This window comes from Thiothrix winogradskyi, assembly GCF_021650935.1.
GTDB lineage: Bacteria > Pseudomonadota > Gammaproteobacteria > Thiotrichales > Thiotrichaceae > Thiothrix > Thiothrix winogradskyi.
The window spans coordinates 1937100-1958645 of sequence record NZ_CP091244.1; the positions used below are offsets into that span (position 1 = coordinate 1937100).

A 21546-nucleotide genomic window follows, 5' to 3' on the forward strand; every position below is an offset into this window, starting at 1 on the left:
CTGCTTTCAATTGCCCACCACCACATTCCCAAATGGCGGATCAGCCATCCCATCCTTCCTCAACTGTACCGCCACCACCTGCTTCGGCCTGATATGCTTCAGCGTCTCCACACTAATCCGCAACTTGCTGGTTGCCCGCTGCCAGTGGCTACCATGCAACCCCAAAATCAGCGTAGACCCCACATTGGTCAGGAAACTGTCCGGGAAATCCGTCGGGCTTTGGCTGGCACACCACAGCCCAATCCCAAACTTTCGCGCTTCCCGCGCAATCACATTGATAATGTCATCGTCATCCTTGCTGAAAAACTTGTGCGCTTCATCCAGAAAAATGACGTGGCGCAATTCCGTGCCACTGCGGGTTGCCCCGGCTTGTTTGTGGCGCTCAAAGATGGCACGCAGCCGCAACTTCACAAACAACACCTGCTGTTCCGTGCTCAATGACTTGATCTGGTGTACCCGTGCTTGGGCGTTGCCAAACGGTGGCGGGTTGGCGCGGAATATCCCCGCCGAGTTGAGCAGTTCCAGCCGTTGCAATACGCTGGCAAGGGTATCCGCCGAATCGTACTTGAGCATATCCTCCAGCTCCCGCCCGGTCTGCATGGCGGCAATGAACTCGGCATAGCTGCTGGTGCAATGCTCTTTGCTGGTGTTGACCTGTTTCCCCAGCTTATCCAATTCATCGTCACTGCTAGCTTTGGCGTATTTGCCTTGCAAGGTAGTGAGGCGTTTGTACTGGCGGGTAAGCTGTTCCAGCGCACTGATGCACGGGTTGTCGCCACCAATGTTCAGCGCGGTGAGCTTGCGCCGCCCGTAGCTTTTGAGGTCATCCAGTGTGGGGTAATACTGCTTTAAGGCTGCCCAGTTGCGGGCATCGGTCAGTTGCTTGCGTTGCGCTTCGGTGATGCTGTCCCGCTGCCACGACGGCGGGTTATCGGGGTAAATGCCCGCCAGCGCGTAAGTGTCCAGCAACAGGTTGCGCAGCACCATTTCCTGCCTCACCCCCAGTTGCGGGGACGCCTCCCGCAGCAAACCTACCAAGTATTCGGTTTGGCGGTTGACCCCGCCCGTGTGTGGGTCGGTATCCAGTTCCAACGGGTTATAGCCATAGCCGGTAGCCTGCGAATAACGGCAAGCCGTTACGCCGGGGATGCGTTCCAACTCGTCATGCACATCAAACACATCCACCTCAATGCCTGCCTGTGCCGCACTGCCCAACAAGCGGCTGGACTGGAAGGACTTGCCTGTGCCGCTCATCCCGCATACCAGCAAATGCGCATTGATCAGCTTGTCCGGCTCGTAGTTGACCGGGTAATCCTGCTGCTTTTGGCGCAAGTGGTATTCGGACTTCCCCAGGTAGTGCTTCATCTACAGGTACTTTTTGAAATAGCCGACAGCCAAGCGGGTTGCCAGTGCCACCAATAACAGGGCAGGGGGGATCACCCAGTGTGGGTCAATCACGATGGGCGGCAACAGGTACAGCACCCAAACGCCACGCAAGGTGTTACTGAAGCCGTGCTTGGCAACATGGTAAATCAGCCCGGATTCGCGCCCGACACTGGTACGGCGTTTGTACCAGCCCAGTAACCCATCGGTCGCCGCCGCTAGCATCACCACCCCAAACAACGGCGCAGACAGTGCCAGCACCGCCAGCCGTTGGGCAAACAGCAATACGCCGATATAAGCCGTTTGTAGTTGTTGCCAGAAACCGTGTGCCAACCCTTGCCCAAAGTCACGACCACTCCCGGTAATCACCGCCGCTGTTGGCTCTGCACCTAACACCAGAAAATCATGCAAACCCGACCATACAAAAGTGGGCTGGTACACCCATGCCTGCACCGTCTTGATGAAGGCAAGCCCTTGTGGGTTTGAAAGTTTGGCAATGATCTGGCTTTCCGCCGCCAGATTGTGCTGGAACACCGCCACACCCCGTACCGCAGGCCAAGGCCAGAACACGTACACCATGTCCACCAGCAGTGCCAGCAGGAAAACCAACATGAACCACTTCACGTACCACAACAGTCCCGTGACCTTTTCCATCAGACATCCTCCCCACGGGTTTCCTTGACCCAGCGGATAATGGCTTGCATATCCTTGGGCAATAGCGGGTCAGTCCCCGCCAACGGTAAGCGCAGCTTGAACAGCTTGCCACCATCCAGCAGCGCGAAGGGGAACCTCTAAAAACCCACTGATACCCACACAAATGTGAGAAAATGCTCATCTGAGCCACCGCCCCGTTACTAGCCATGCCCAAGAAAAGTGCCATCAAAACCAGTCTGTTTGCCGCCGAAGAGCGTGAACAGAAACTCGACCGCAAGGGCGACCTGCTGTCCACGCTGAACCAGCACGTCAACTTTGTCGCCTTGGCAGCAGAAATCGACCACATCGCCCCACGCCCAAGTGACAAGCGAGGAGGCCGTCCACCCTACCCAACGGAACTGATGGTACGGGTCTTGGTGTTGCAACACCTGTACAACCTGTCGGACGAGGCATTGGAATACCAATTGCTTGACCGGCTGTCGTTCCAACGGTTTTGTGGCCTGCGTCATTCCAGCACGATCCCGGATGCCAATACCTTGTGGGTATTCCGTGAACGGATCAGTGCGGCAGGTGGTGCGGATGCCCTGTTTGATGCCGTCCAACGGCAATTACAACAACACGGTTTTATTGCCCGTGGTGGTCAAATCGTCGATGCCACGCTGGTGGAAGCCCCTAAACAACATTTCCACAAAGAAGAAAAAGCGCTGTTGGAACAAGCGGCAACACCCGCTGGCTGGACACCTGCCCAACGTCGCCAAAAGGATACGGAAGCAAGCTGGACGAAAAAACACGGCAAAAGCTACCACGGCTACAAACTCAGTATCAGTGCCGATCGGAAATACAAACTCATCCGCAAACGCCACATCAGCACCGCCAAAGAGCATGACACCAACCATTTTGAAGCGGTGCTTGACCGAGCCAACACCAGCCGTGACGTATGGGCGGACAAAGGTTATGAAGACCAATCCCGTGAACAACGCCTCAACCAAGGTAGCTGGCGGTTACACATCCAGCACAAAGCCAAGAAAGGCAAGCCGCAATCCGACTGCCAGAAACGCCGCAACACCCGCATCGCCAGACCCCGCGCACGGGTTGAGCATGTGTTTGGGTCAATCTGTGCGATGGGTGGCAAAGCCATCCGCAGCATTGGGTTGGCACGGGCAGTATTCGGCCTCAGCATCAAAGCAACCGTGTATAACCTGCGTCGGCTCTGTTCGCTCAGAGAGGGCGGAGTTGTGCCCATTTGATGGAGAAATTCCCGAAAAAACAGCAAAAATGCGGAAAAACAACCTGATTGTGGCTTGGTGTGCTAAAAATTGAGATGGGTTGGTGTTTTTTTAACAAAATGCCGATAGGCCAACGCTAACCGTTGCAATACGCCGGGTTTTTAGAGGTTCCCGAAGGCTTGCCCCTTGGGTAATTGCACCAAATCCGCCGGGGTAAGGATGTCGGCTTCTGCTTCGGTGATGCGGTCGGAATTGCTGGCAGTGAAATCCACGCTGGAATCCGGGTCGTTATTGTCCGTAGCAGCGGATTGCGCGGTCTTGGTGTAGATGCGCACCTTCGCCAATTGGTCGGTCAGCACCGCCGCCGTTTCTTCGTTTTTCACCCGCAGCATGATCAGGGTATTGAGGTTGCCGACGATTTGCCCCGCTTTGGGTTTCTCACCTATCCCGGCTTCGATGTCGGACGCAGTTTGGGTGTAGGCCGTGACCTGTACCCCGGAACCACCGGCCTTGTTGAGCAGCGGGATGAACTCATTGCCCACCAGTTCGTTGAATTCGTCGGCATGGATGGCGATTTTCGCCCGCCGATGCCCCGGCATTTCTGGCAAGCCCAAGTTGTCGCCGTGCTTGTAGAGTTGCCCGGCGATGGAGGTGAGGTCGGCAAACATTGAATTGCCCACCGCACCTGCGACTTCCGCATCCGAGAGCGCATCCAGCCCGACGTAGACCACGCCTTTTGCGCGGATCACTTCCATCCAGTCCAGAATCGGACGCGGGTCATGGCGGTCAGCATAATCCGGGGCGAGCAGTTCGCCGGACTTGCCGGAGGTGAGCTTTTCCAGCAAGGGCAACAGTGAGGCGGTGAGCTTATCGAAATAGGTCTTGTCGTACTCGAAGGCTGACCGTAGCCCATCCGCTACCGGGTCATACAAGTCGCGGCTTTTTGCCAATTGGGTGTAGGCAATTGCTTTGAAGTCGCGGCTTTTGAGCGCCATGGTCAGGGTCTTGGGGTCAATGTTCTGGGCGATGGTGTTGACCTGTTCGCGCCAGTTTTCAATGCCTTCGCGGTCAAACCAGAAGGCGTAATACTCCATCATCAGCGGTTCGATATTGGTGACATAGCGGGCAATGGCGGTGTAATCCGGTCGCCGTCCCAGTGCTACCAGCGCGTTGGAGACGATATTGGTGAAACGCCAGGCGAATTCCTTGAAAGTGGCAGAGTTGCCGGAACCGGGGAGTTGCCCGGCAATCCGTGAGGCGACTTCGGTGATGCGCCCGAAACTGCCCACCGGGTTGTAGCGTTCGGAAATGTCGGGGAAACCGAGGTGGAAGATGTGGAACTGTTCCAGCCGCCCGGCACGTTTGCATTCCGCCCACATCCGCGCCAGCAGTTCGGTGTCGCCCTTGGGGTCGAACACCACCACGATTTCACCGCGCCGAATGTCTTGTGTCACCAGCAATTCTGCGAGGCGGGTTTTGCCTACGCGGGTGGTTCCCAATACCAGTGTGTGTGCCACTCGGTCGCCGAGGTCAATCCAGATGTCGCGTTCGTCTTCCACGCCGACACCGTGCAGGGCAGGGTCGCCACCGACCGGGGGCAGTGGCTTGACCACATTCCACCCGGCTGGGGAACGGGTCAGGTTGAGCAGCCACTGCATCCGGGGATTGTGTTCGTGGCGGATTTCGAGTGCCCGCGCCCACTGGTACAGCTTGCCGGGTTGTATCCAGACACGCCCATCCGGCGAACGCGCTTCTACCAGCCGCTGGCTGTGGGTTTGCGTCCACTGGAAACCTTTGCCCAGAAACAGCTTGTGGCGTGACATCGGGATGGCAGCCGCATCCAGCCCGTAGGTGGGCAGGCGCTTGAGGTTGCTGCGGTATTGCAGGATGCCCCAGCCCTGATAGAAGCGGTACAGTGCCAGTGGGATGAGGAGCAATGCCGCCCAGATGGCGAGTTCCGGCAGCAACGGTGACAGCCGTGGGGCGTACAGGATCAGGACACTGGCGAGTACCAGCAGGATGACCGCCACCCACAGTTCCAGCGCCGGACGCAGGCGGTTGTCGAAGATGCGCTGGCTCATGAATCCCCCGTGTTACTGCTAGTTTCCGTTTCCGGCAATGACAGCGCCTTGTTGGGGGAAGGCAGGTAGCCCAGCCCCAGTACGCCGAGTGCGTCGGGCAGCAACATGCCCTGCACCACACCGCGTTTCTTTTGCCCGCTGACCTGGTAGCGCCAGATATTGGTGTTGCCCTGTTTGCGGTGCAGGCCGAGTTTGCTGAAACGTTTCTGCACGTATTCCCAGTTGCCCAAATCGTAGTCCTTGAAGATGGCGGGGCTGACCAGCAGCAAGCCTTCGCGCACCACATGCAGGCGGGCATCAGCGGTGTTGAGCTTGTGTTTGCCGGTGCGCAGACCGGTGGTGAGCCAGTGCAGGAAGTGTTGCCCGGCATCGTCGGTGTCTGGTGTGGGGGAGGGTGGCGTTGGTGCTACAGTTTCCGGGTAGGAAGAAACCCCTCCCGGCCTCCCCTTGTCAGGGGAGGAGTCAAGAGGGACGGCAATGGCATCTTCTTCTTGTCCCTCCCCTGACAAGGGGAGGTTAGGAGGGGTTTCTTCAACCTTCTGCCCAGCCGGGGTGATGCTGCCTGCCAGCCGTTCGGGGTAATGGCTGGCATCCGTCCACAGCAGCATAGCCGGAATCTGTAGCAAGGTGAGGCTTTGCACCCAGTCGCTGAGGCGGATTTCGGCATTCCAGATGGCTTGCCCGGCAGCAGTGGGGGTGAGGATATTGTGCTGTTGCAGCTCGTCCATCAGCCGGTCATTGCGGGTGGGGATGCCGGTTTGGCCTTCCTTTTCCAGATGGGTGCGCAATTCGTCCAGTACCCGTTTGCTGACCAGCCACAGGGCTTCGCCGTCGAAGAACCCGGCAGCGCCTTTGCGGTTGAGGGGCAATTGCTGTTCGTCCAGCAGAAACCGCAAGCCAGTGAGCAAGCGCTGTGACAGGGGTTTGGCTTTGGCGGCGGGGATCTGTTGGGTGTGGAGGGGGTGTCCGCCGGAGAGGTCAGCGGCGACCGATTGCCTATCCGCCTCCGTGACTATTTGCCCCATGATACCGGCGACTTCATCCTGCCCGGAGAGGTAGCCCAGCCATGCCTTGAACACGCCGGGGAAATCCTGTTGCAGCCATGACAGTGCCGCCGCTGGGGTCAGTTGGCGTGCCAAGAGTGGCGGTAACAGTTCGTGGGTGCGGTATTGGCGCTCCCGCACAAACTCGACGCGGTAATAGCCGGACTGTAACGCACCGTGGAGGGGTTGCCAGTAACTGGGTGTCGCTTGCCCATCAGCCCCACACAGGCGCAGCTTTTGGTCACTGCATGGCTTGCCCACGTCGTGCAGCAAGGCGGCGCTGGCGATGGCATACGTCCAGGCGTGTTGTTGTTGGTTTACGTCTTCGGCAGCCGCACCGGGTGGCAGCATTTTGCCCTTGCGGGATTCCAGTGCCAGTTTCATCACTTGCAGGCTGTGGGTGAGCATCCCGCCTTGGCAGCAATGATGGTGGGCTTCGGAAGCCGGGGTTTGCTGGACGAAGGTGGCGAAGTTGTCGAGTAGGGGTTGGTAGAGATTGTGCCAGTAGTCGTCGGAAACAGCCGCTAAGGCGCGGATGCGTGCCAGCAGTTTGGCATGGGGTTGCAGGAGTTCAGTGGCGCTCTGCACTGGCCAGACCCCGGCAGGCAATGCCGGAACCACCGCCAACGGCGGGTTGGCGGCAGGTTTGGAGCGGAAGCGGTTGAGCAGGCTGGCAGGTAGCATCGGTGAATGGCGGCTTGGCAGTTGTTGTTGTCCGCCAAGGGTGCAAAAGCAGCGGCTGATGGGCAAGTATTGGCGCTACGTCCGCAGTGCTGGGGAGCGCCGAAACTTGCCAAGCAACAGGGTTTATGGTCAGGATACGGGTATGGAACAGCCTGTCAGCCAATTGTGGAAAAACCCGCTCAAGCGCCGGTATTACCGGGTGCAGGTTGCGCCTGATTTGTTTGGGGAGTTGTGTCTGGTGCGTTCGTGGGGATCGTTGGATACGGCACGGGGGAATTGCAAGGTGGAGCTGTTGCATGATTGGCGGGAGGCTGAGCGCCGGGTTGCCCGAATTGCGAAAGAACGGGTACGCAGGGGGTATCGAAAAGTCTGTGAGTAATATGATCTAGCACCTGGTCAGCAAGGCATACAGCTTTGAAGGTGCGTTCGGCATTTGCTTTGGCTGTAATCATTGCCACAAGTCTGCGACTCTTTTCCAAGGTTTCCGTCTATATAGGTCTCTATACTGTTACCAAAAGGAGCCAAACATGAAACGCTTTCACGTCCATATCGCTGTTGATGACCTTGCCAAGAGTGTTGATTTCTACAGTAAGCTATTCGGGCAGACCCCAAGCGTTGAGCGGGCAGACTATGCCAAGTGGATGCTGGATGAGCCACGGGTGAATTTTGCGGTGTCGGCACGAGGCCATGCGGTTGGGGTCAACCATTTTGGTTTTCAGGCCGAAGATGCGCAAGAATTGCAGGAGTTACGCCAACGGGCAGCCGCCGCAGCGGGAGATTCGGTGCTGGATCAGGGTGACACCACCTGTTGCTACGCCATGGGCAACAAACATTGGACAGTCGACCCTTCCGGCCTTGCGTGGGAACATTACCATACCGTGGGTGAAACCCCGGAATTTGGTGTTGAGATGGTCAGCGAGTCCGGGGCGTGTTGCCTGCCTGTGGTGGCAACATCCGGGGAAGCCTGCTGCGTACCGGGAACCCAGGCAGGAGGCTGCTGCAATTAATGGGTAAACCACAACAGGTGGAAACGGCACAGGTGCTGGCTCAAGCCTATCAGGAACTGCACGCTAACCTGCACCGCTGGTTGCGCTATAAGGTTGGGGATGAAACCGTGGCTGAAGACTTGTTACAGGAAGTATTCAGCAAGGCACTGGCTGCTAGCCATCAAAACGGCCTGCCAGCCAATCCGGCTGCGTGGTTGCGTACCATTGCCCGCAATACACTGGTTGATTTCTATCGGGTAAAACAACCGCTGGTGGAACTGCCCGATGACTTGCCGGAGGCGATGGATGAGGGTGATTCTGCGGCCTTCCAGTTGTCACAGTGCCTGTTGCCGCTGGCAAAACAATTGCCGGACATTTACCGGGATACCCTGCTGGCAGCCGACTTTGACGGGCGAACCTTGCAATCTCTGGCAGACGAATGGGGCGTGTCGCTGTCTGCGGTCAAAAGCCGTGTCAGCCGTGGGCGCAGGCTGTTACGGGAACGCTTGCTGGATTGTTGCGCGGTGGAACTGTCCCGTTCCGGGCAGGTGATGGATTTTCATCAGAAACAGGCTGCTCAGATGCAGCTCTGCCCTGGATCTGTCAAATAACATCACCCCTCACGGATCGCCAGCCGTTTGATTTTGTCCCACAACGCCTTGCGACTAATGCCCAACGCTTGCGCGGTGTTGGTCATCTGCCCCTTGTGCGCCTGCAAGGCTTCATTAATGAACTCACGTTCGCAGCTTTGCAGGTAATGGTTCAAGTCATACGACTCCGGTTCAGGGTGTAACCTAGCAGGATTGCTGGTACTGATGGAGGCTACCGGCAAGGTTTCCCACAAATCTTGCGGGCGAATCACTGGGGTAGTGGTCAGGATGCACGCCCGTTCAATCACATGGCGCAATTCACGCACATTGCCGGGCCAGCGGTAGTGTGACAACGCCTGCATGGCAGTTTCATCTAGTGCTTTACGTCCGCCCACCAAGGTGCGCGAGAGTTCGGTAACAAAACTCTGTGCTAACCACGGGATGTCTTCGCTGCGTTCGCGTAACGGCGGAATGCGTATCTGGATAACGTTAATGCGGTAAAACAAGTCTTCGCGGAACGCACCGCGTTCCACTTCCTGACGTAAATCACGGTTGGTGGCGAAAATAATGCGGGTATCGAAATGCACGGGTTGTGTGCCGCCGACGCGCAAGAATTCGCGCTCCTGTACCACCCGCAGCAGTTTCGCTTGCATTCCCAGCCCCAACTCGCCAATTTCATCGAGGAATAAGGTGCCGCCATTCGCGGTTTCCAACAAACCTTGTTTACGGCGGTCTGCACCGGTATAAGCGCCTTTTTCATGCCCGAACAGCTCGCCTTCAAACAGACTTTCCGGTAAGGCAGCACAATTGAGGGCAACAAACGGGGCAGTTTTACCCACTTCCCCCAACAGGTGGATACGCCGCGCCACGCACTCCTTACCAACACCGGATTCGCCTGTCAGCAACACGGTGCGGGCGTGGCTGGCAATGCGTGGCAGCATTTGTTCCAGTTGGCGCATGGCGGGGGAAACCCCTAACGGTGGGCAATTCAAACCTTCCGGCGATTGGCTTAGGCACAAGCTATCGACCTTTTCCACCAAGCGGTTTAGATCGAACGGTTTGGTGATGTAATCCGAAGCCCCTTCTTTAAGAGCAGCAACAGCATCATTGACCGAACCTCCCCCCGTGATCAAAATGACAGGCGGCAATACCCGATTCTGGCTGGCGGGTTGCGCATAGATTTGCCTCAGCAACTCGCGCCCATTCATCCCCGGCAAGCGCAAATCGCTGATGACCAAGCCAACGGGATGTGCTGCCAAATGCGTGAGTGCAGCTTCGGCTGTTTTTACCCAAGCAGCTTCGTAACCTTCCAACCCAAAGCGGTCAAGCAGGGATTCGCCCATAATCGGGTCATCTTCAACAATCAGTAGACTACCTTTCACTATCCTTCTCCTAATGCGGCAAGGCAACGCTGAAGCACGTGCCTTGTGCGTCACTGGTGACGCTGATGCGCCCATCCAACTGCTGGACAATCTGATAACTGACCCACAGACCCAGACCATGACCTTCGGTACGGCTGCTGGCAAATGGCTCAAACAAGCGCGTCATGCGTTCCGCTGGAATGGATTCCCCCTGATTGGCGACTGAAAATGTCAGCAAATACGCATCCATCGCTGCCTGCACCACCACTTTGCCGCCTTCGGGCGTCGCTTGTAGGGCATTCAATAGCAGGTTGAACAAGACTTGCCGTACCAAGGCGGCGGGCAGTGGCAAGCCGTTATCGGGCAATGCCACCTCCCACGCCAGTTGCACCTGCTTTTTGCTGATTTCTGCGCCCAACAGGGTACGGACATCTTCAAAGTCGAAGCGCGTCAAGGGCTTGCCTGATGGACGCACATCCACCAGCATGGCGGAAACCGTATCACGGATTTGCAATAAACCGCGTTCAATCAACGACAAGGTTTTACCTACCTTGGCAGCGTCACCGCCGTGACGGTTGAACGTATCCAGCGCATTCAGCATTCCGCCCAAGGGATTATTGATTTCATGCGCCACCCCTGCCGTCAATCTGCCAATCGCCGCCAGTCGCTCATTGAGGATCATTTCCTGTTCCAGTACGGCTTTTTCCCGCAACGCCTGTAACATCTGCCGGAACGCTTTACTGGCGCGACCGATTTCATCATCCGAGGTTTCCAGATGTAACTCAGCATCACTGGGCAGGGTTTTGCCGACTTTACCCATATTATCTGCCAGCGCCATTAACGGATGTGCCATGCGCCACCCCCAATACCATGTTACCGGCAACAACACTGCCAGCAATGCCAAGGTATACAGCACCGCTCCGTTTACCAGACTCACAGCACGGGCGCGTAAACCCGTGCGGGAATACCCCAGTAGCAAATACCCCAGCGTCACCCCATCGGCTTGCACGCTGGATACTTGACCCAACACATCTCCGGCTTCATCCAACAAGGTACGTGACGCTGGAATTTGCCGTTCGCCCCGCACCCACGGCGCAAAACCCTGTAGCTCCGGCAAGGTTTCCGGGTAAGCCAATATCGGGTAACGTGCTGGGTCAGAACTTGCCAGTACCCGAAACTCACGATCAAACAACACAATCGCAAAGGGCAAACGCTGCTTTGCCCGCTCATCCAGATCCAGCAAGGGGGTGCGTAACAATTCATACGCTCGCCACACATCATCCTGCAACATCGGATTAATCAGGTTCTGCCCCAAGGTTTTACCGAGCAGCACCGCATTTTCCTGCAAGTCACGCTGCAACTCCTGCTGTTCCCGCACCACCAACAACGTAGTCAGTAAAAACACCGTGACGACCACCAAAACCGTGGCTCGCAGCGGAATTTTGTAGCGGAAACTCAGATCGTTCAGGATCAGCATGTCAACGCTCCACAATCATTTCCCCGATGCTGGCAAACAGCTCAGGGTCAGCATGGGTAAAACCATCCAACGCCAGTGTTTTCAGCAGGGCTTTGCCTTCCGGGTCATCGCTCATCCCCTTCAGGAGTGACTGGAATTCGCTAAACAAACCGGTGTCCACGGTCTGAGCCGCGACGACGGGTGGAAAACCAAACCATGCCGAGCGTTCAAAAATGTCGGTTTGGCTGGTCAATTGTGGATGCAACTGCGCCAATACGTCCCACACGTAACCATCCACTGAACCCGCGTGAGCCAGTTGCACGGCAACCGCCTCCACCACCTTACGGTGTGACCAAGTAAAAAAAGTACGCCCGAAAAAGTGGCGGCTATCCAAACCTGACTGGCGCAATTGGTGCTGTGGGTACAAAAAACCGGAATTGGAATCGGGGTCGGAATAGGCAAACACTTTACCCTGCAAATCGCTCAGTTTAGTAATGTCGGCGTGCTGCTGATGGCGGATCAGGTAAGCCTGATACAGCGGTTTCCCTTGGTAAACGGGTGTGGCAACCAGCTTGAGCCAGTCGCGGTTACGCCAATACGGAAAGCCGCATAACCACGCAAAATCCACCCGCCCATCTTGCAATAGGCGCAACACTTCGCTGTAGCTGCCTCGTTGGAAAAACTGCACAGGGCGTTGCAGACGCTGTTGCAGGTACGCTTGCCAGCTTTGCAGGAAGGCGATTTGATCATCCAGAAACACGGGGGTTAAACCAATGCTGACCGGCAGTTTATCTTCAGCCCACGTGGACTTTGCCGCGCAAATCACTGGCACACACGCCAAGCCTTGCAAGAATTGGCGGCGGCTTCCCGAACCTCCTGCTTGCACCACGCGGTTTTCTCCTATTGGCTATGTTACCGAAGGGTAACGTTCATTATAGTGGTAACTGTTACCCTACGGTAACGTCAAATATCAGCCACCCGTGACACTCATGTGTCGGAACAAAATGGGTTGCTCGTGCAAATCAAAATGATGCCCCTTGGGTTTAATAGTCATTGCCTGCATCAGGGCTTGCTGTAAATGGTCATCGTCGGTTGGATAGCCGCGTAATACCCGGCGCAAATCCACCGAATGCTCTTGCCCCAGATACAACAACAACCGTCCGGTAGCCGTTACCCTGACACGATTGCAGGTATCGCAAAAATTATGGCTGTGCGGAGAAATGAATCCCACCCGTTGGTCACTGTCGGGTCGGCGGTAATAACGTGACGGCCCGCTGGTGCGGTCAGTGGCTTCCTGCAAGGCGTAGTGTTGACGTAAAATCCCGCAGGATTTCATCACTGGAATAATAGGCTTCGGCGCGATTATGGTCGCCAATCATTCCCAGCGGCATTTCTTCGATGAAACTGATGTCCATCCCGCGCTCGTGAGCGAATGCCACTAAATCGTGTACTTCATCGTGGTTACGGTTTTTCAGCACCACCGCGTTCAGTTTGATGCGTTTGAAGCCCTGTTCCAACGCTGCATCAATGCCTGCCAGCACTTTGTTGAGGTTGCCCAAACGGGTCAATTGCTGGAAACGTTGCGGGTTTAAGGTATCCAGACTGATATTGATGCGCGTGACACCAGCGGCTTTTAGGTCTTTGGCGTAACGCGCCAGTTGCGTACCATTGGTGGTCAGGGTTAAATCATGAAGACCCGACTCTTCCCCCAACATATTGAAAAGTTGCAGGATATTCTGTCTGACCAGTGGTTCTCCCCCAGTGATGCGGATTTTATTGACCCCCATGCCGACAAAGGTTTTACCCAACCGCGCCAATTCCTCCAGCGTCAGCAATTGCGCCCGTGGCACAAAGGTCATGTCTTCTGACATACAGTACACACACCGCAGGTCACAACGGTCTGTGACGGACAGGCGCACGTAGGTAATGCGGCGGTCAAAGTTATCAACCAAGTGATTATCCGTGGAAGCTGACGCGGCTGAAAAGCTGTTGTGCATGGTTCATAGCCTTTTATTGGGTGACGACGGGTTTCAAAGGCAAGACAGGCAACTTCCATACCAATCAAAACAATCATTCTTTTATCAACTACTTAAACTGTCTTGCCCCAACAAATGAACCGCCATGATGGGGTGAGGTTACGCTAGGGTAACGCTCTTTTGTCCTTGGTGTTACCAGTGGGTAACATCAAAGCTGACTCCCACCATTCAATCAGGCATAACCACTTGTTTTAATGTTGTTTTCATCCATTGGCACAAACCCTGCATTTATAACGGGAATCCCCTTGCGGGGTGGGAATGAGAGCTTAAATTTAGCCCAAGTCGAATCAGGAGGAGGCTTCCCTATGAGTGAATTGCTCGTCTCTAACATAGAAACGCGCGGCGTGCCGGGCAAGCGACGGTTTGCGATGGTCATTGACCTGCGCCGTTGTATTGGCTGTGACGCTTGCATGACAGCGTGCAAAGCAGAATACGATGTGCCGTTAGGCGTGTTCCGTACTTGGGTTCCGTACCGCGTCGTCGGCACATACCCGAATGTGCGCAAACAGTTTATGCCGCGCCTGTGCAACCATTGCGATGATCCACCGTGTGTGCGTTCATGTCCGGTCGGTGCTACCTACAAAATGGAAGACGGCGGTTTCGTCTTGCAACGTTATGAACGCTGCATCGGCTGCAAGGCGTGTATGGCTTCCTGCCCGTACAATGCTCGTTTCATGCTGCCCAAGAACCGTACCTACACCGACATCCACAGCGTGGTGGACAAATGCACCTTCTGCCATCACCGCGTCATGAACAACCTTGCCCCTGCCTGTGTGCAAACCTGTATCGGGCGTTCACGCATTTTCGGCGACCTGAATGACCCGAATTCGGAAGTCTCCCATCTGGTTAATACCTTGCCAACACAGGTGTTGCGTCCCGAAGAAGGGACAAAGCCGCATGTGTTCTACATCGGTCTTGACCGTAATACATCCGAAATCGGGCGGGGTATTTACAGCGCACCGGAAGTGCTTGAAGAAGGCCGCAATGCGTTTGGCGCAGTCAAAATTTAGAGGTGAACCATCATGGGTGACTATAACGTTTTTCATCACATCCCCTGGACAGGGGCTTACGCCATTTACTTTTTCACCATTGGCATCTCGGCTGCCCTGTTCTTCTTCTCGGCACGTTCGTGGTTTGCCAGTTGCAGCATTCTGGAACCCATCCGCAAGCCAGCCGCTTACGTGTCGTTTGTATTGCTGGTTATCAGTGGCCTGTTGCTGATCAGTGACTTATCCCAGCCAATGCGCTTCCTGAACACCATGAACCCGTTCTACATGAACTTCAACTCACCGCTGGCATGGGGTGGTCTGAACCTGATGTCGTTCGGCATCGTGTCCGCCCTCTATGTTTTCATGATGTGGAAAGGCAATGACGCATTGGCAAAGAAACTGGGCGTGGTTGGCGCAGTGCTGGCCTTGGGTCTGCCGATCTATACCGGCTTTGACCTGACGGTTCATCAAAATCGTCCGGTCTGGAACACGCCGCTGATGCCGGTGTTGTTTGTGGCAATGTCACTGGTTTCCGGCGCGGCGGTAGCCATTTTCTTGGCGCTGAATAATGCCTCTGTTACCAAACACTTGCGTACCTATATGTTCTGGTCAGCCGCTGCGGTGGCCGTCATGTTGATTGCCCTGATGGGCACAACTGCTTACGGCGGTGTGGGTGCTGAACTGACCTTTATGAGCCTGACTTCCGGTTCGCTGAGTTTCGCTTTCCTGTGGGTCGGTGTCATCCTTGGGACAATCATCCCCATCGCGCTGTTGCTGACCCCTGTAGGCACTAACCATGTTGGCACACTGGCAGCCGCAGCCCTGATTCTGGTGGGCGGTTTCGCCTTGCGTTATTCCATCCTGATCGGTGGCCAGGTTGTACAAAGTTACTTCTGATCATCCCGGAGTAAAGGAGCAAAGATTATGTTGGAAATGAACCGTAGAACTTTCCTGAAAGTTACCGGGACGACTGCCGCCGCTGTAGCGGTTGCCCCCAAGCTGGTGGGTGCAATGGAAACCGAGCTGGGCGGCAAGGACATTGATCCGGTCGGCGCTGGGGAGCGGGTCGGCATCCCCGTTACCTGCCACGTCTGTAACATTCAGGACGGTGCCATTGCCTATGTGCAAGACGGGCGCATCGTCAAGCTGGAGGGCAACCCCGAACACGTCTCTACCCGTGGCAGGCTGTGCGCCAAGGGCAACTCCGGGATGTGGTATACCTATGACCCTGACCGTATCACTTACCCCCTGAAGCGGGTGGGCGCACGCGGCGAAGGCAAGTGGAAACGCATTACGTGGGATGAAGCACTTAAAGAAGTTGCCGGAAAACTGGACGAAGCCATCAAGGAAGACCCCAATTCGGTGTTCCTCAAATACGGACGTAACCGCACAGGCGGCGCAATTGACCGTTTCATGCACACTTTGGGTTCTGACAGTATCCTCAACCACACCTCGGTGTGTGAGTCCTCTAAAAAGGTGGGCTTGGAACCGACGTGGGGACCGGATATTGAGACCCCTGACTTTGCCCACGCCAAGTACATCCTCAACTTTGGCTCCAACATACTGGAGGCGGCTTACTTCCATAACCCGCTGTCCCAACGGGTGATGGAAGGTACTGTCGAAAACAAGGCCAAGCTGGTCACGTTCGATGTGCGCCTGTCCAACACTGCCGGGCGTTCCGATGAGTGGATTCCGGTGTTCCCCGCCACCGATGGCGCAATAGCACTGGCGATGGGGAATGTTATCCTCAGCAATGACTTGCAGGATTCCGATTTCATCAACACCTGGACGAACGTCACGGTGGATGAACTCAAGGCGCACTACAAGCAATATACCCCGGAATGGGCATCCAAGCTGTCTGGTGTGCCAGTGGAGACCATTGAGCGCATTGCCCGCGAGTTTGCCACCACCAAACCGGCGACCCTGTTCACTTACCGTGGCCCCGCCAAACACTTGTATGGCTCTTACAACGAGAAGGCGTGCATGATGCTGCCAATCATGACCGGCAATATTGAAAAGCGCGGTGGCTATTGTATGCCGCGTGGCATGGGTTGGCCGCAACCGGAGCCGCAACCACCCAAGCCTGCCAAGCACGCTTTCATGAATGCCCACCATCACCCGGATTACCCGCTGGCAAGCCACGGCACATCCCACATGCTGCCTTACCACATTGCCAATGGGGATGTGAAGGTGAAAGTGTATTTCACCTATCAGGATAACCCGGTGTATACCAACCCCGGTGCGCAGGCGACATGGGGAAAAATGTTCCGCGATGAAAAGCTCATCCCCTACTACGTGTCGATGAGTCCGTTCATGGGTGAAGAAACCGCCCTTGCCGACCTGATCCTGCCCGACTGCCCGTATCTGGAACGCTGGGAACCGGAATCCATGCCCAACTCGCTGCACCCGTGGCTGGGTATCCGCCAACCGGTCATCAAGCCGCTGGGTGAATCCCGTGAAAACCGCATTATCCTGCGTGACATCATCCATACGCTTGACCCGGACGGCAGCCGTGGCATGAAGAAATACTGGGAATTTGCCGACGGTGAGGACTACATGCGCCACCACTTCGACAATGTGCCCAAGCTCAAGGAGGACGGCGGTCTGGACTTCCTCAAAAAGCACGGCGTATGGCCTATTTATGGCAAGCTGGATGGGACAGGCAAGATCGTTGATAAAACCGGGCGGGAAATCGAGGCAGAATACGGCCTGCACATGAAGGAACTGTCTGCTGATGAAATGCTCGGCGCAATCGTTGACCCGACCGCTGGCACCATCACCAAAAATGGGGAAGCCATTGGCGTGCAACGTAACGGCAAGAACTACGTCGGCTTCTCCACCCCTGACCGCCGCTTGAATGTGCGGGTGGATGGTTGGGCGAAGTACGGTTTCAACCCGATGCCGACCTTCAAGCAGATCCCGTGGCACAAGGATATGCAAGATGACGAAATGATCCTGACCACTTACAAGATCAACGTCCACAAGCAGTCGCGTACCGCAGCGGTCAAATGGCTGGCTGAAATCATGCACAGCAACCCCGCGTGGATGAATAGCGAAACCGGCAAGAAAATCGGTGTCAAAACCGGCGATCTGGTGCGGGTGGAAAGCAAAGTGGGTTATGTCGTCACCAAAGCCTATGTGTTTGAAGGCATCCACCCCAAGGTCATTGCCATCCCTACCGGCTTCGGTCACTGGGAATACGGGCGGCTTGCCAACCTCAAGCACAAGGAAAAAGCGGGCGGTGAATACGGTGCGGCGGATGATGCCGACCTGAACAACGTCTGGTGGGATGACCGGGGCGTACACGCCAATGCCATGATCCCCAACGTGGTTGACCCGATTGGTGGCTCTCAAGGCTGGTACGATACCGTGGTGAAAGTCACCAAGGCCGGGCCGGAAGACAAATACGGTGATGTCAAAGGGGACTGGGACAAGCACATGGAAGCCTACAAGGAAAGCCTGCGCTATGCCTACACCGGCGACCTGCACCGCACCATGCACCCGGAAATGGCCGCATGGGGTGGCCCGGACAGCGTGAATCAGGAAGCTGCCCATCAAGCCGCGCCTGCCCCTGAAAAAGCCCCTGAAGCTGAAGCTGCTCCAGCGGAAGGCGCGGAAGCTGCCGCCAAGGAAGCGGCGCACTAAGGTAGCCTTGTTGACTGTAAACTTCTCCACAAAATTGCCCCGGTCTTAACGACTGGGGTCTTCTTGTGTGAACCAACGAGATAAACCGATGCAAATTGAACCAATCCACTTCATCCCCCCCGAACCCAAAACGCCGTTCAACCCGCAGGAAGCGGCTGAAGATTGCGCAGCACGTGCTGGGGTCTATCACCTGCTGGCAGGGGTGTTTGCGGAAGAGTCCAGCCGTGAATTTCTGGCGGCACTCCGTCAACCGGAGAGCATGGCAGCCTTAGCCGAAGCCGGGTTACGCTTTGATGCCGACTTTACTGATACGCCCTTGGAACAACTGGTGGACGACACCGCTTGTGAATACGCCAGCCTGTTCGCCTCCCCTGGCGGGGCTGCCCCGGTTGAATCGGTGCGCCGTACCGGACGGATGCAGCAAGAACCGTTCTACGAAGTCAAAGCCGACTACCAGCGGCTGGGTTTTGCCCTGCAACACGGGCGTTTCAGCACAGTGGAAGACCATCTCGGTGCAGAACTGGAGTTCGTTGCCGCGTTACTGGATCGTGCCGCCGCTGCCGCTGAAGCCAGCAACGAAAAAGCATTCCGCCGCATGGATCGGGAAATCAAACGCTTCTGGACAATGCACCTGGGGCGTTGGGCGCGTGGTTACGGGCAAGTCGTCGCCAGAGCCACAGACCATTCCTTCTACCGTGAAATGGCAAAATTCCTGCACGCTTTCGGCGAAGACGAAGTGCTGCGCATGAAACTCAAGGTAGACGATGCCGACGGTCGCCCACCGGAACAACCCAAACAGGAAACTGACGAGTTGGATAAAGCTGACAGCGGTAGTTGCTGCGGCGGTGCGGCGACCCCGCCACCGATGCTGGAAGACCCTGCCTCTGAACTGCCTAAATTCCTGCTATAAGGAGACAGTGATGACAAACGCCACAGAAGAAGACCTGAAACCGCTGAACCTCAACGTATTCTGGCCGGAACTGGCAGCGTTGTGGGATGCGGGGGATTTTGGTGCAGCACACGACTGGTTGGGTGAACGCTGGAATGTGCTGATCCAGTCGCGTCCGCAAGGTCACGACGACCCCGACGCACGTTTTCTGCAAGGGCTGGCGTATGCGGTGCTGGCATTCCATTTTACCCAGCACGCCAATCAGGACGGCGCACGTTTGATGGTCGAGGATACTTTGCGGGTATTGCCGGAATTCACCCCCGCTTGGGCAGGCATGGAAACCGCGCCGGTCATTGCCAGCGTCAAGGTCTTACAACCGTTACTGGAAGGGCTGGACAATGAAGCCCCTTGCCCGTTGCAGCCATTCCGCTGTGAACCGTTGAAATTTACTGCGAGTGAGATGAGCTTATGAGCATCGACAATACCACTGGAATCCCGCTGCCTGACCCGTTGGCAGACAGCCCACAACTGCCCGTTATCCGTTACTGGCGTACCCTCGCGGATGCACCCTTTACGGAAACGGTGTTCATCAATGCCGCCACCAGTCTCCTGACCGCTGATGTTGACTTGAGTCACGCCACGGTGATCTTGCCCACTGGCGGGGAAGCCGAAGCACGGGACTGGCTGGGCAGTGGCGCGGAACGCATCCTGTTCACCGATGCAGCCGTCAAGGACACCACGCTGGTCAGCCGCATGGCGGCGGAACTGGGTGAAGGCAAAGTCGGGGTATGGTTGCCCGTCAAACGCATGGGCATTTCTTGGGTGCTGGACAAAACCAGCAATGCCGATTTCAGTTGCATGACCCCCAGTTGCGGCAAACCCAGTTGGGAAGTGCTGCTGACCGACGGCAAGCGCACTGGCATTGATGCCGATTGGTGGTCACGGCAAATGCTGCAACAGGGTGCTACCTGTATCCTCATCAGTGCCGATTACACCGATACCCACGACCACAATATTGCGGCGGAACTGGTAGAAAAACACGGCGAACCGTTGTGGCTCTCCCCCCTCAGCCAAACGGGGGTAGAATGGAAGGTAGAAGACTGGCAACAATACGCGAATGCCCGTCAAATAGTGATGCCGCCTCCAGTCGAGGAGGCAGGAGAGGAAAACGTATGAACCTGACTAAATCCTGCTTAATGGCAGTTCTGGCATTTACCCTGAGTGCTTGTGGGGACGAAACCAGCGTCACCCACGTAGCCGCTGTTGCACCCGCACCTGCTGCAACCAGCAATGCGTTGACGCAATCCAGCGTCCCGGCGAAACCTGCTGGTGTGGTCGAGGAATTTTTCACCTCATCCATGCCGGACACGTTCACCATCCCGCACAACACCTGTGCGCAGGGTGAAGCCTTACAAACCTTGAAGAAAGAGTGATGCAGACAACCCCTGAATTCCGCCGCGAGCGGTGTACCCGTTACCGCTTCAAGTACAGTGAATGCAGCCGCTGTCAGGATGCTTGCCCGCACGCAGCCATCAGCCTGTCGGATGAAGGTGCAAGCCTTGACCCGGCGCGTTGCCGCGAATGCGGCTTGTGCGTGGCAGCGTGCCAGACCGAAGCACTGGTGACGGATAAGCTCCCGCACATCCAGCTACTCAAACAGGCAGGGGCAAAAGCGGACGGTTTCAGCATTGCCTGTACCCCGTCGCAGGCAGAGGCCGATGCCAAAATCCCCTGTCTGGGTGCGCTGGATGCTACCGTGCTGGCTTACCTTAGCGCACGCAAGGTCAAGCTGGAACTGCGCGGCGCGTGGCATTGCGAGACTTGCCCGCATGGCACATCGGGGCAGGCGATGATCGCTTACGCCCGTGACGGTGTGGCGCATGTGCGTGAACAAGCCGACAATGGCGAACGCTGGTCAGACATCGTGTTCGCCGAACCGCCGGAAGATGCTGCGAAACCCGCCGCCGTCAACCATGCCCGCCGCCAAATGTTCCGGCAGGTATTCGGGCGGGCAGTGGAGGCAGCACTCAAGGATACGCCAACCGCACCCGTGCCCCTGAAAGCGGTCAGGATTGCCGCACCCACGTCCACCATCCGCCGCGAATTGCTGCAAATCGTCTGGTCGCGCACGGCAGTGGGTGAATTTGCGCTGGATGACACCTTGCCCACCAGCCGTTTCGAGGTCAATGACACCTGCAACCAGTGTGAGCTGTGTGTCAGGGTTTGCCCGACCGGGGCGTTGGGGCTGGCAGAAACGGATCAGGCATGGCGGCTGACTTTCCAGTTCAACCGTTGCGTGGGCTGTGATGTGTGCATCGAAGCCTGCCAACCCCATGCGCTGGAACGTCAAACCAGCGTCCCGCTAGCTACGGGTTTGGAGAAAGAACCTGTCACCCTGCGCAACCGCCCCAAACAGCGGTGCAGCCGTTGTGACCGCTTTTTCATGCCTGCCAGCCCGGCGGAAACCCTGTGCCAGATCTGTGCCGATGACGACAAGGATTTCGGCGCGATGTTTGGCTAGAC

The 21546-nt window shown here is 56.4% G+C and carries 19 protein-coding genes and 1 pseudogene; 12 read left to right on the forward strand and 8 right to left on the reverse strand.

Annotated features, from left to right (window positions below; all coding sequences use genetic code 11):
* Positions 1–6: 6 nt before the first annotated feature.
* Positions 7–1365 carry an ATP-binding protein gene (locus L2Y54_RS09790; RefSeq protein WP_236501684.1) on the reverse strand — a complete coding sequence of 453 codons (1359 nt, stop codon included), beginning with the start codon at positions 1363–1365 and terminating at the stop codon, positions 7–9.
* Positions 1366–2037, reverse strand: coding sequence for an IncC plasmid conjugative DNA transfer DtrJ family protein (locus L2Y54_RS09795; protein WP_236501685.1), 672 nt, complete (start codon positions 2035–2037; stop codon positions 1366–1368).
* A gap of 206 nt (positions 2038–2243) precedes the next feature.
* Between L2Y54_RS09795 and L2Y54_RS09800 the strand changes: the two genes are divergently transcribed.
* Positions 2244–3284, forward strand: coding sequence for an IS5 family transposase (locus tag L2Y54_RS09800; RefSeq protein WP_236497348.1), 1041 nt, complete (start codon positions 2244–2246; stop codon positions 3282–3284).
* Between the two features lie 140 nt (positions 3285–3424).
* On the opposite strand, the gene traD is transcribed toward L2Y54_RS09800, so the two are convergent.
* Together traD and mobH are read right to left on the reverse strand one after the other, a co-directional pair.
* Positions 3425–5344, reverse strand: coding sequence for a type IV conjugative transfer system coupling protein TraD (gene traD / locus L2Y54_RS09805; protein ID WP_236501686.1), 1920 nt, complete (start codon positions 5342–5344; stop codon positions 3425–3427).
* A complete protein-coding gene (gene mobH / locus L2Y54_RS09810; protein ID WP_236501687.1) occupies positions 5341–7137 on the reverse strand; it encodes a MobH family relaxase in 1797 nt (598 codons plus the stop codon). Before mobH ends, traD begins: the two co-directional genes overlap by 4 nt.
* Positions 7138–7213: 76 nt before the next feature.
* On the opposite strand from mobH, the gene L2Y54_RS09815 reads away from it, so the two are divergent.
* From L2Y54_RS09815 to L2Y54_RS09825, 3 genes are all read left to right on the forward strand, one after another.
* Positions 7214–7450: a WGR domain-containing protein gene (locus L2Y54_RS09815; RefSeq protein WP_236501688.1), complete on the forward strand. Its 237-nt coding sequence runs from the start codon at positions 7214–7216 to the stop codon at positions 7448–7450.
* Positions 7451–7598: 148 nt separating this feature from the next.
* Positions 7599–8078, forward strand: coding sequence for an ArsI/CadI family heavy metal resistance metalloenzyme (locus L2Y54_RS09820; protein ID WP_236501690.1), 480 nt, complete (start codon positions 7599–7601; stop codon positions 8076–8078).
* A complete protein-coding gene (locus L2Y54_RS09825; protein ID WP_236501692.1) occupies positions 8078–8668 on the forward strand; it encodes a sigma-70 family RNA polymerase sigma factor in 591 nt (196 codons plus the stop codon). Before L2Y54_RS09820 ends, L2Y54_RS09825 begins: the two co-directional genes overlap by 1 nt.
* Before the next feature lie 2 nt (positions 8669–8670).
* Here L2Y54_RS09825 and L2Y54_RS09830 read toward each other — a convergent pair whose 3' ends face one another.
* From L2Y54_RS09830 to moaA, 4 genes and pseudogenes are all read right to left on the reverse strand, one after another.
* Complete coding sequence (locus L2Y54_RS09830) at positions 8671–10029, reverse strand: sigma-54-dependent transcriptional regulator (protein WP_236501693.1); 1359 nt, start codon at positions 10027–10029, stop codon at positions 8671–8673.
* 10 nt (positions 10030–10039) lie between these two features.
* A complete protein-coding gene (locus L2Y54_RS09835) occupies positions 10040–11485 on the reverse strand; it encodes a sensor histidine kinase (RefSeq protein ID WP_236501695.1) in 1446 nt (481 codons plus the stop codon).
* A 1-nt stretch (position 11486) separates the two neighbouring features.
* Entirely contained in the window at positions 11487–12353 is an 867-nt protein-coding gene (locus L2Y54_RS09840; RefSeq protein ID WP_236501696.1) for a substrate-binding domain-containing protein, read from the reverse strand.
* 81 nt (positions 12354–12434) lie between these two features.
* Positions 12435–13461 (reverse strand): annotated as a pseudogene (moaA, locus tag L2Y54_RS09845) (GTP 3',8-cyclase MoaA).
* 344 nt (positions 13462–13805) lie between these two features.
* On the opposite strand from moaA, the gene L2Y54_RS09850 reads away from it, so the two are divergent.
* From L2Y54_RS09850 to L2Y54_RS09885, 8 genes are all read left to right on the forward strand, one after another.
* Positions 13806–14510: a 4Fe-4S dicluster domain-containing protein gene (locus tag L2Y54_RS09850; protein ID WP_236501697.1), complete on the forward strand. Its 705-nt coding sequence runs from the start codon at positions 13806–13808 to the stop codon at positions 14508–14510.
* 12 nt (positions 14511–14522) lie between these two features.
* Complete coding sequence (nrfD, locus tag L2Y54_RS09855) at positions 14523–15386, forward strand: NrfD/PsrC family molybdoenzyme membrane anchor subunit (RefSeq protein ID WP_236501698.1); 864 nt, start codon at positions 14523–14525, stop codon at positions 15384–15386.
* A 27-nt stretch (positions 15387–15413) separates the two neighbouring features.
* Complete coding sequence (locus L2Y54_RS09860; RefSeq protein WP_236501699.1) at positions 15414–18134, forward strand: molybdopterin-dependent oxidoreductase; 2721 nt, start codon at positions 15414–15416, stop codon at positions 18132–18134.
* A gap of 88 nt (positions 18135–18222) precedes the next feature.
* Positions 18223–19044 carry a TorD/DmsD family molecular chaperone gene (locus L2Y54_RS09865; RefSeq protein ID WP_236501700.1) on the forward strand — a complete coding sequence of 274 codons (822 nt, stop codon included), beginning with the start codon at positions 18223–18225 and terminating at the stop codon, positions 19042–19044.
* Positions 19045–19054: 10 nt separating this feature from the next.
* Positions 19055–19495, forward strand: coding sequence for a DUF309 domain-containing protein (locus tag L2Y54_RS09870; protein ID WP_236501701.1), 441 nt, complete (start codon positions 19055–19057; stop codon positions 19493–19495).
* Positions 19492–20199 (forward strand): beta/alpha barrel domain-containing protein, encoded by a 708-nt coding sequence (locus tag L2Y54_RS09875; protein WP_236501702.1) that lies wholly within the window; start codon positions 19492–19494, stop codon positions 20197–20199. The genes L2Y54_RS09870 and L2Y54_RS09875 overlap by 4 nt, the downstream gene beginning before the upstream one ends.
* The gene (locus L2Y54_RS09880; RefSeq protein WP_236501703.1) at positions 20196–20456 is read left to right on the forward strand and encodes a hypothetical protein; all 261 of its coding nucleotides are present in this window, start codon (positions 20196–20198) and stop codon (positions 20454–20456) included. Before L2Y54_RS09875 ends, L2Y54_RS09880 begins: the two co-directional genes overlap by 4 nt.
* On the forward strand, positions 20456–21544 hold the full coding sequence (locus L2Y54_RS09885) for an NADH-quinone oxidoreductase subunit I (RefSeq protein ID WP_236501704.1): 1089 nt from the start codon (positions 20456–20458) through the stop codon (positions 21542–21544). Before L2Y54_RS09880 ends, L2Y54_RS09885 begins: the two co-directional genes overlap by 1 nt.
* Positions 21545–21546: the final 2 nt, after the last annotated feature.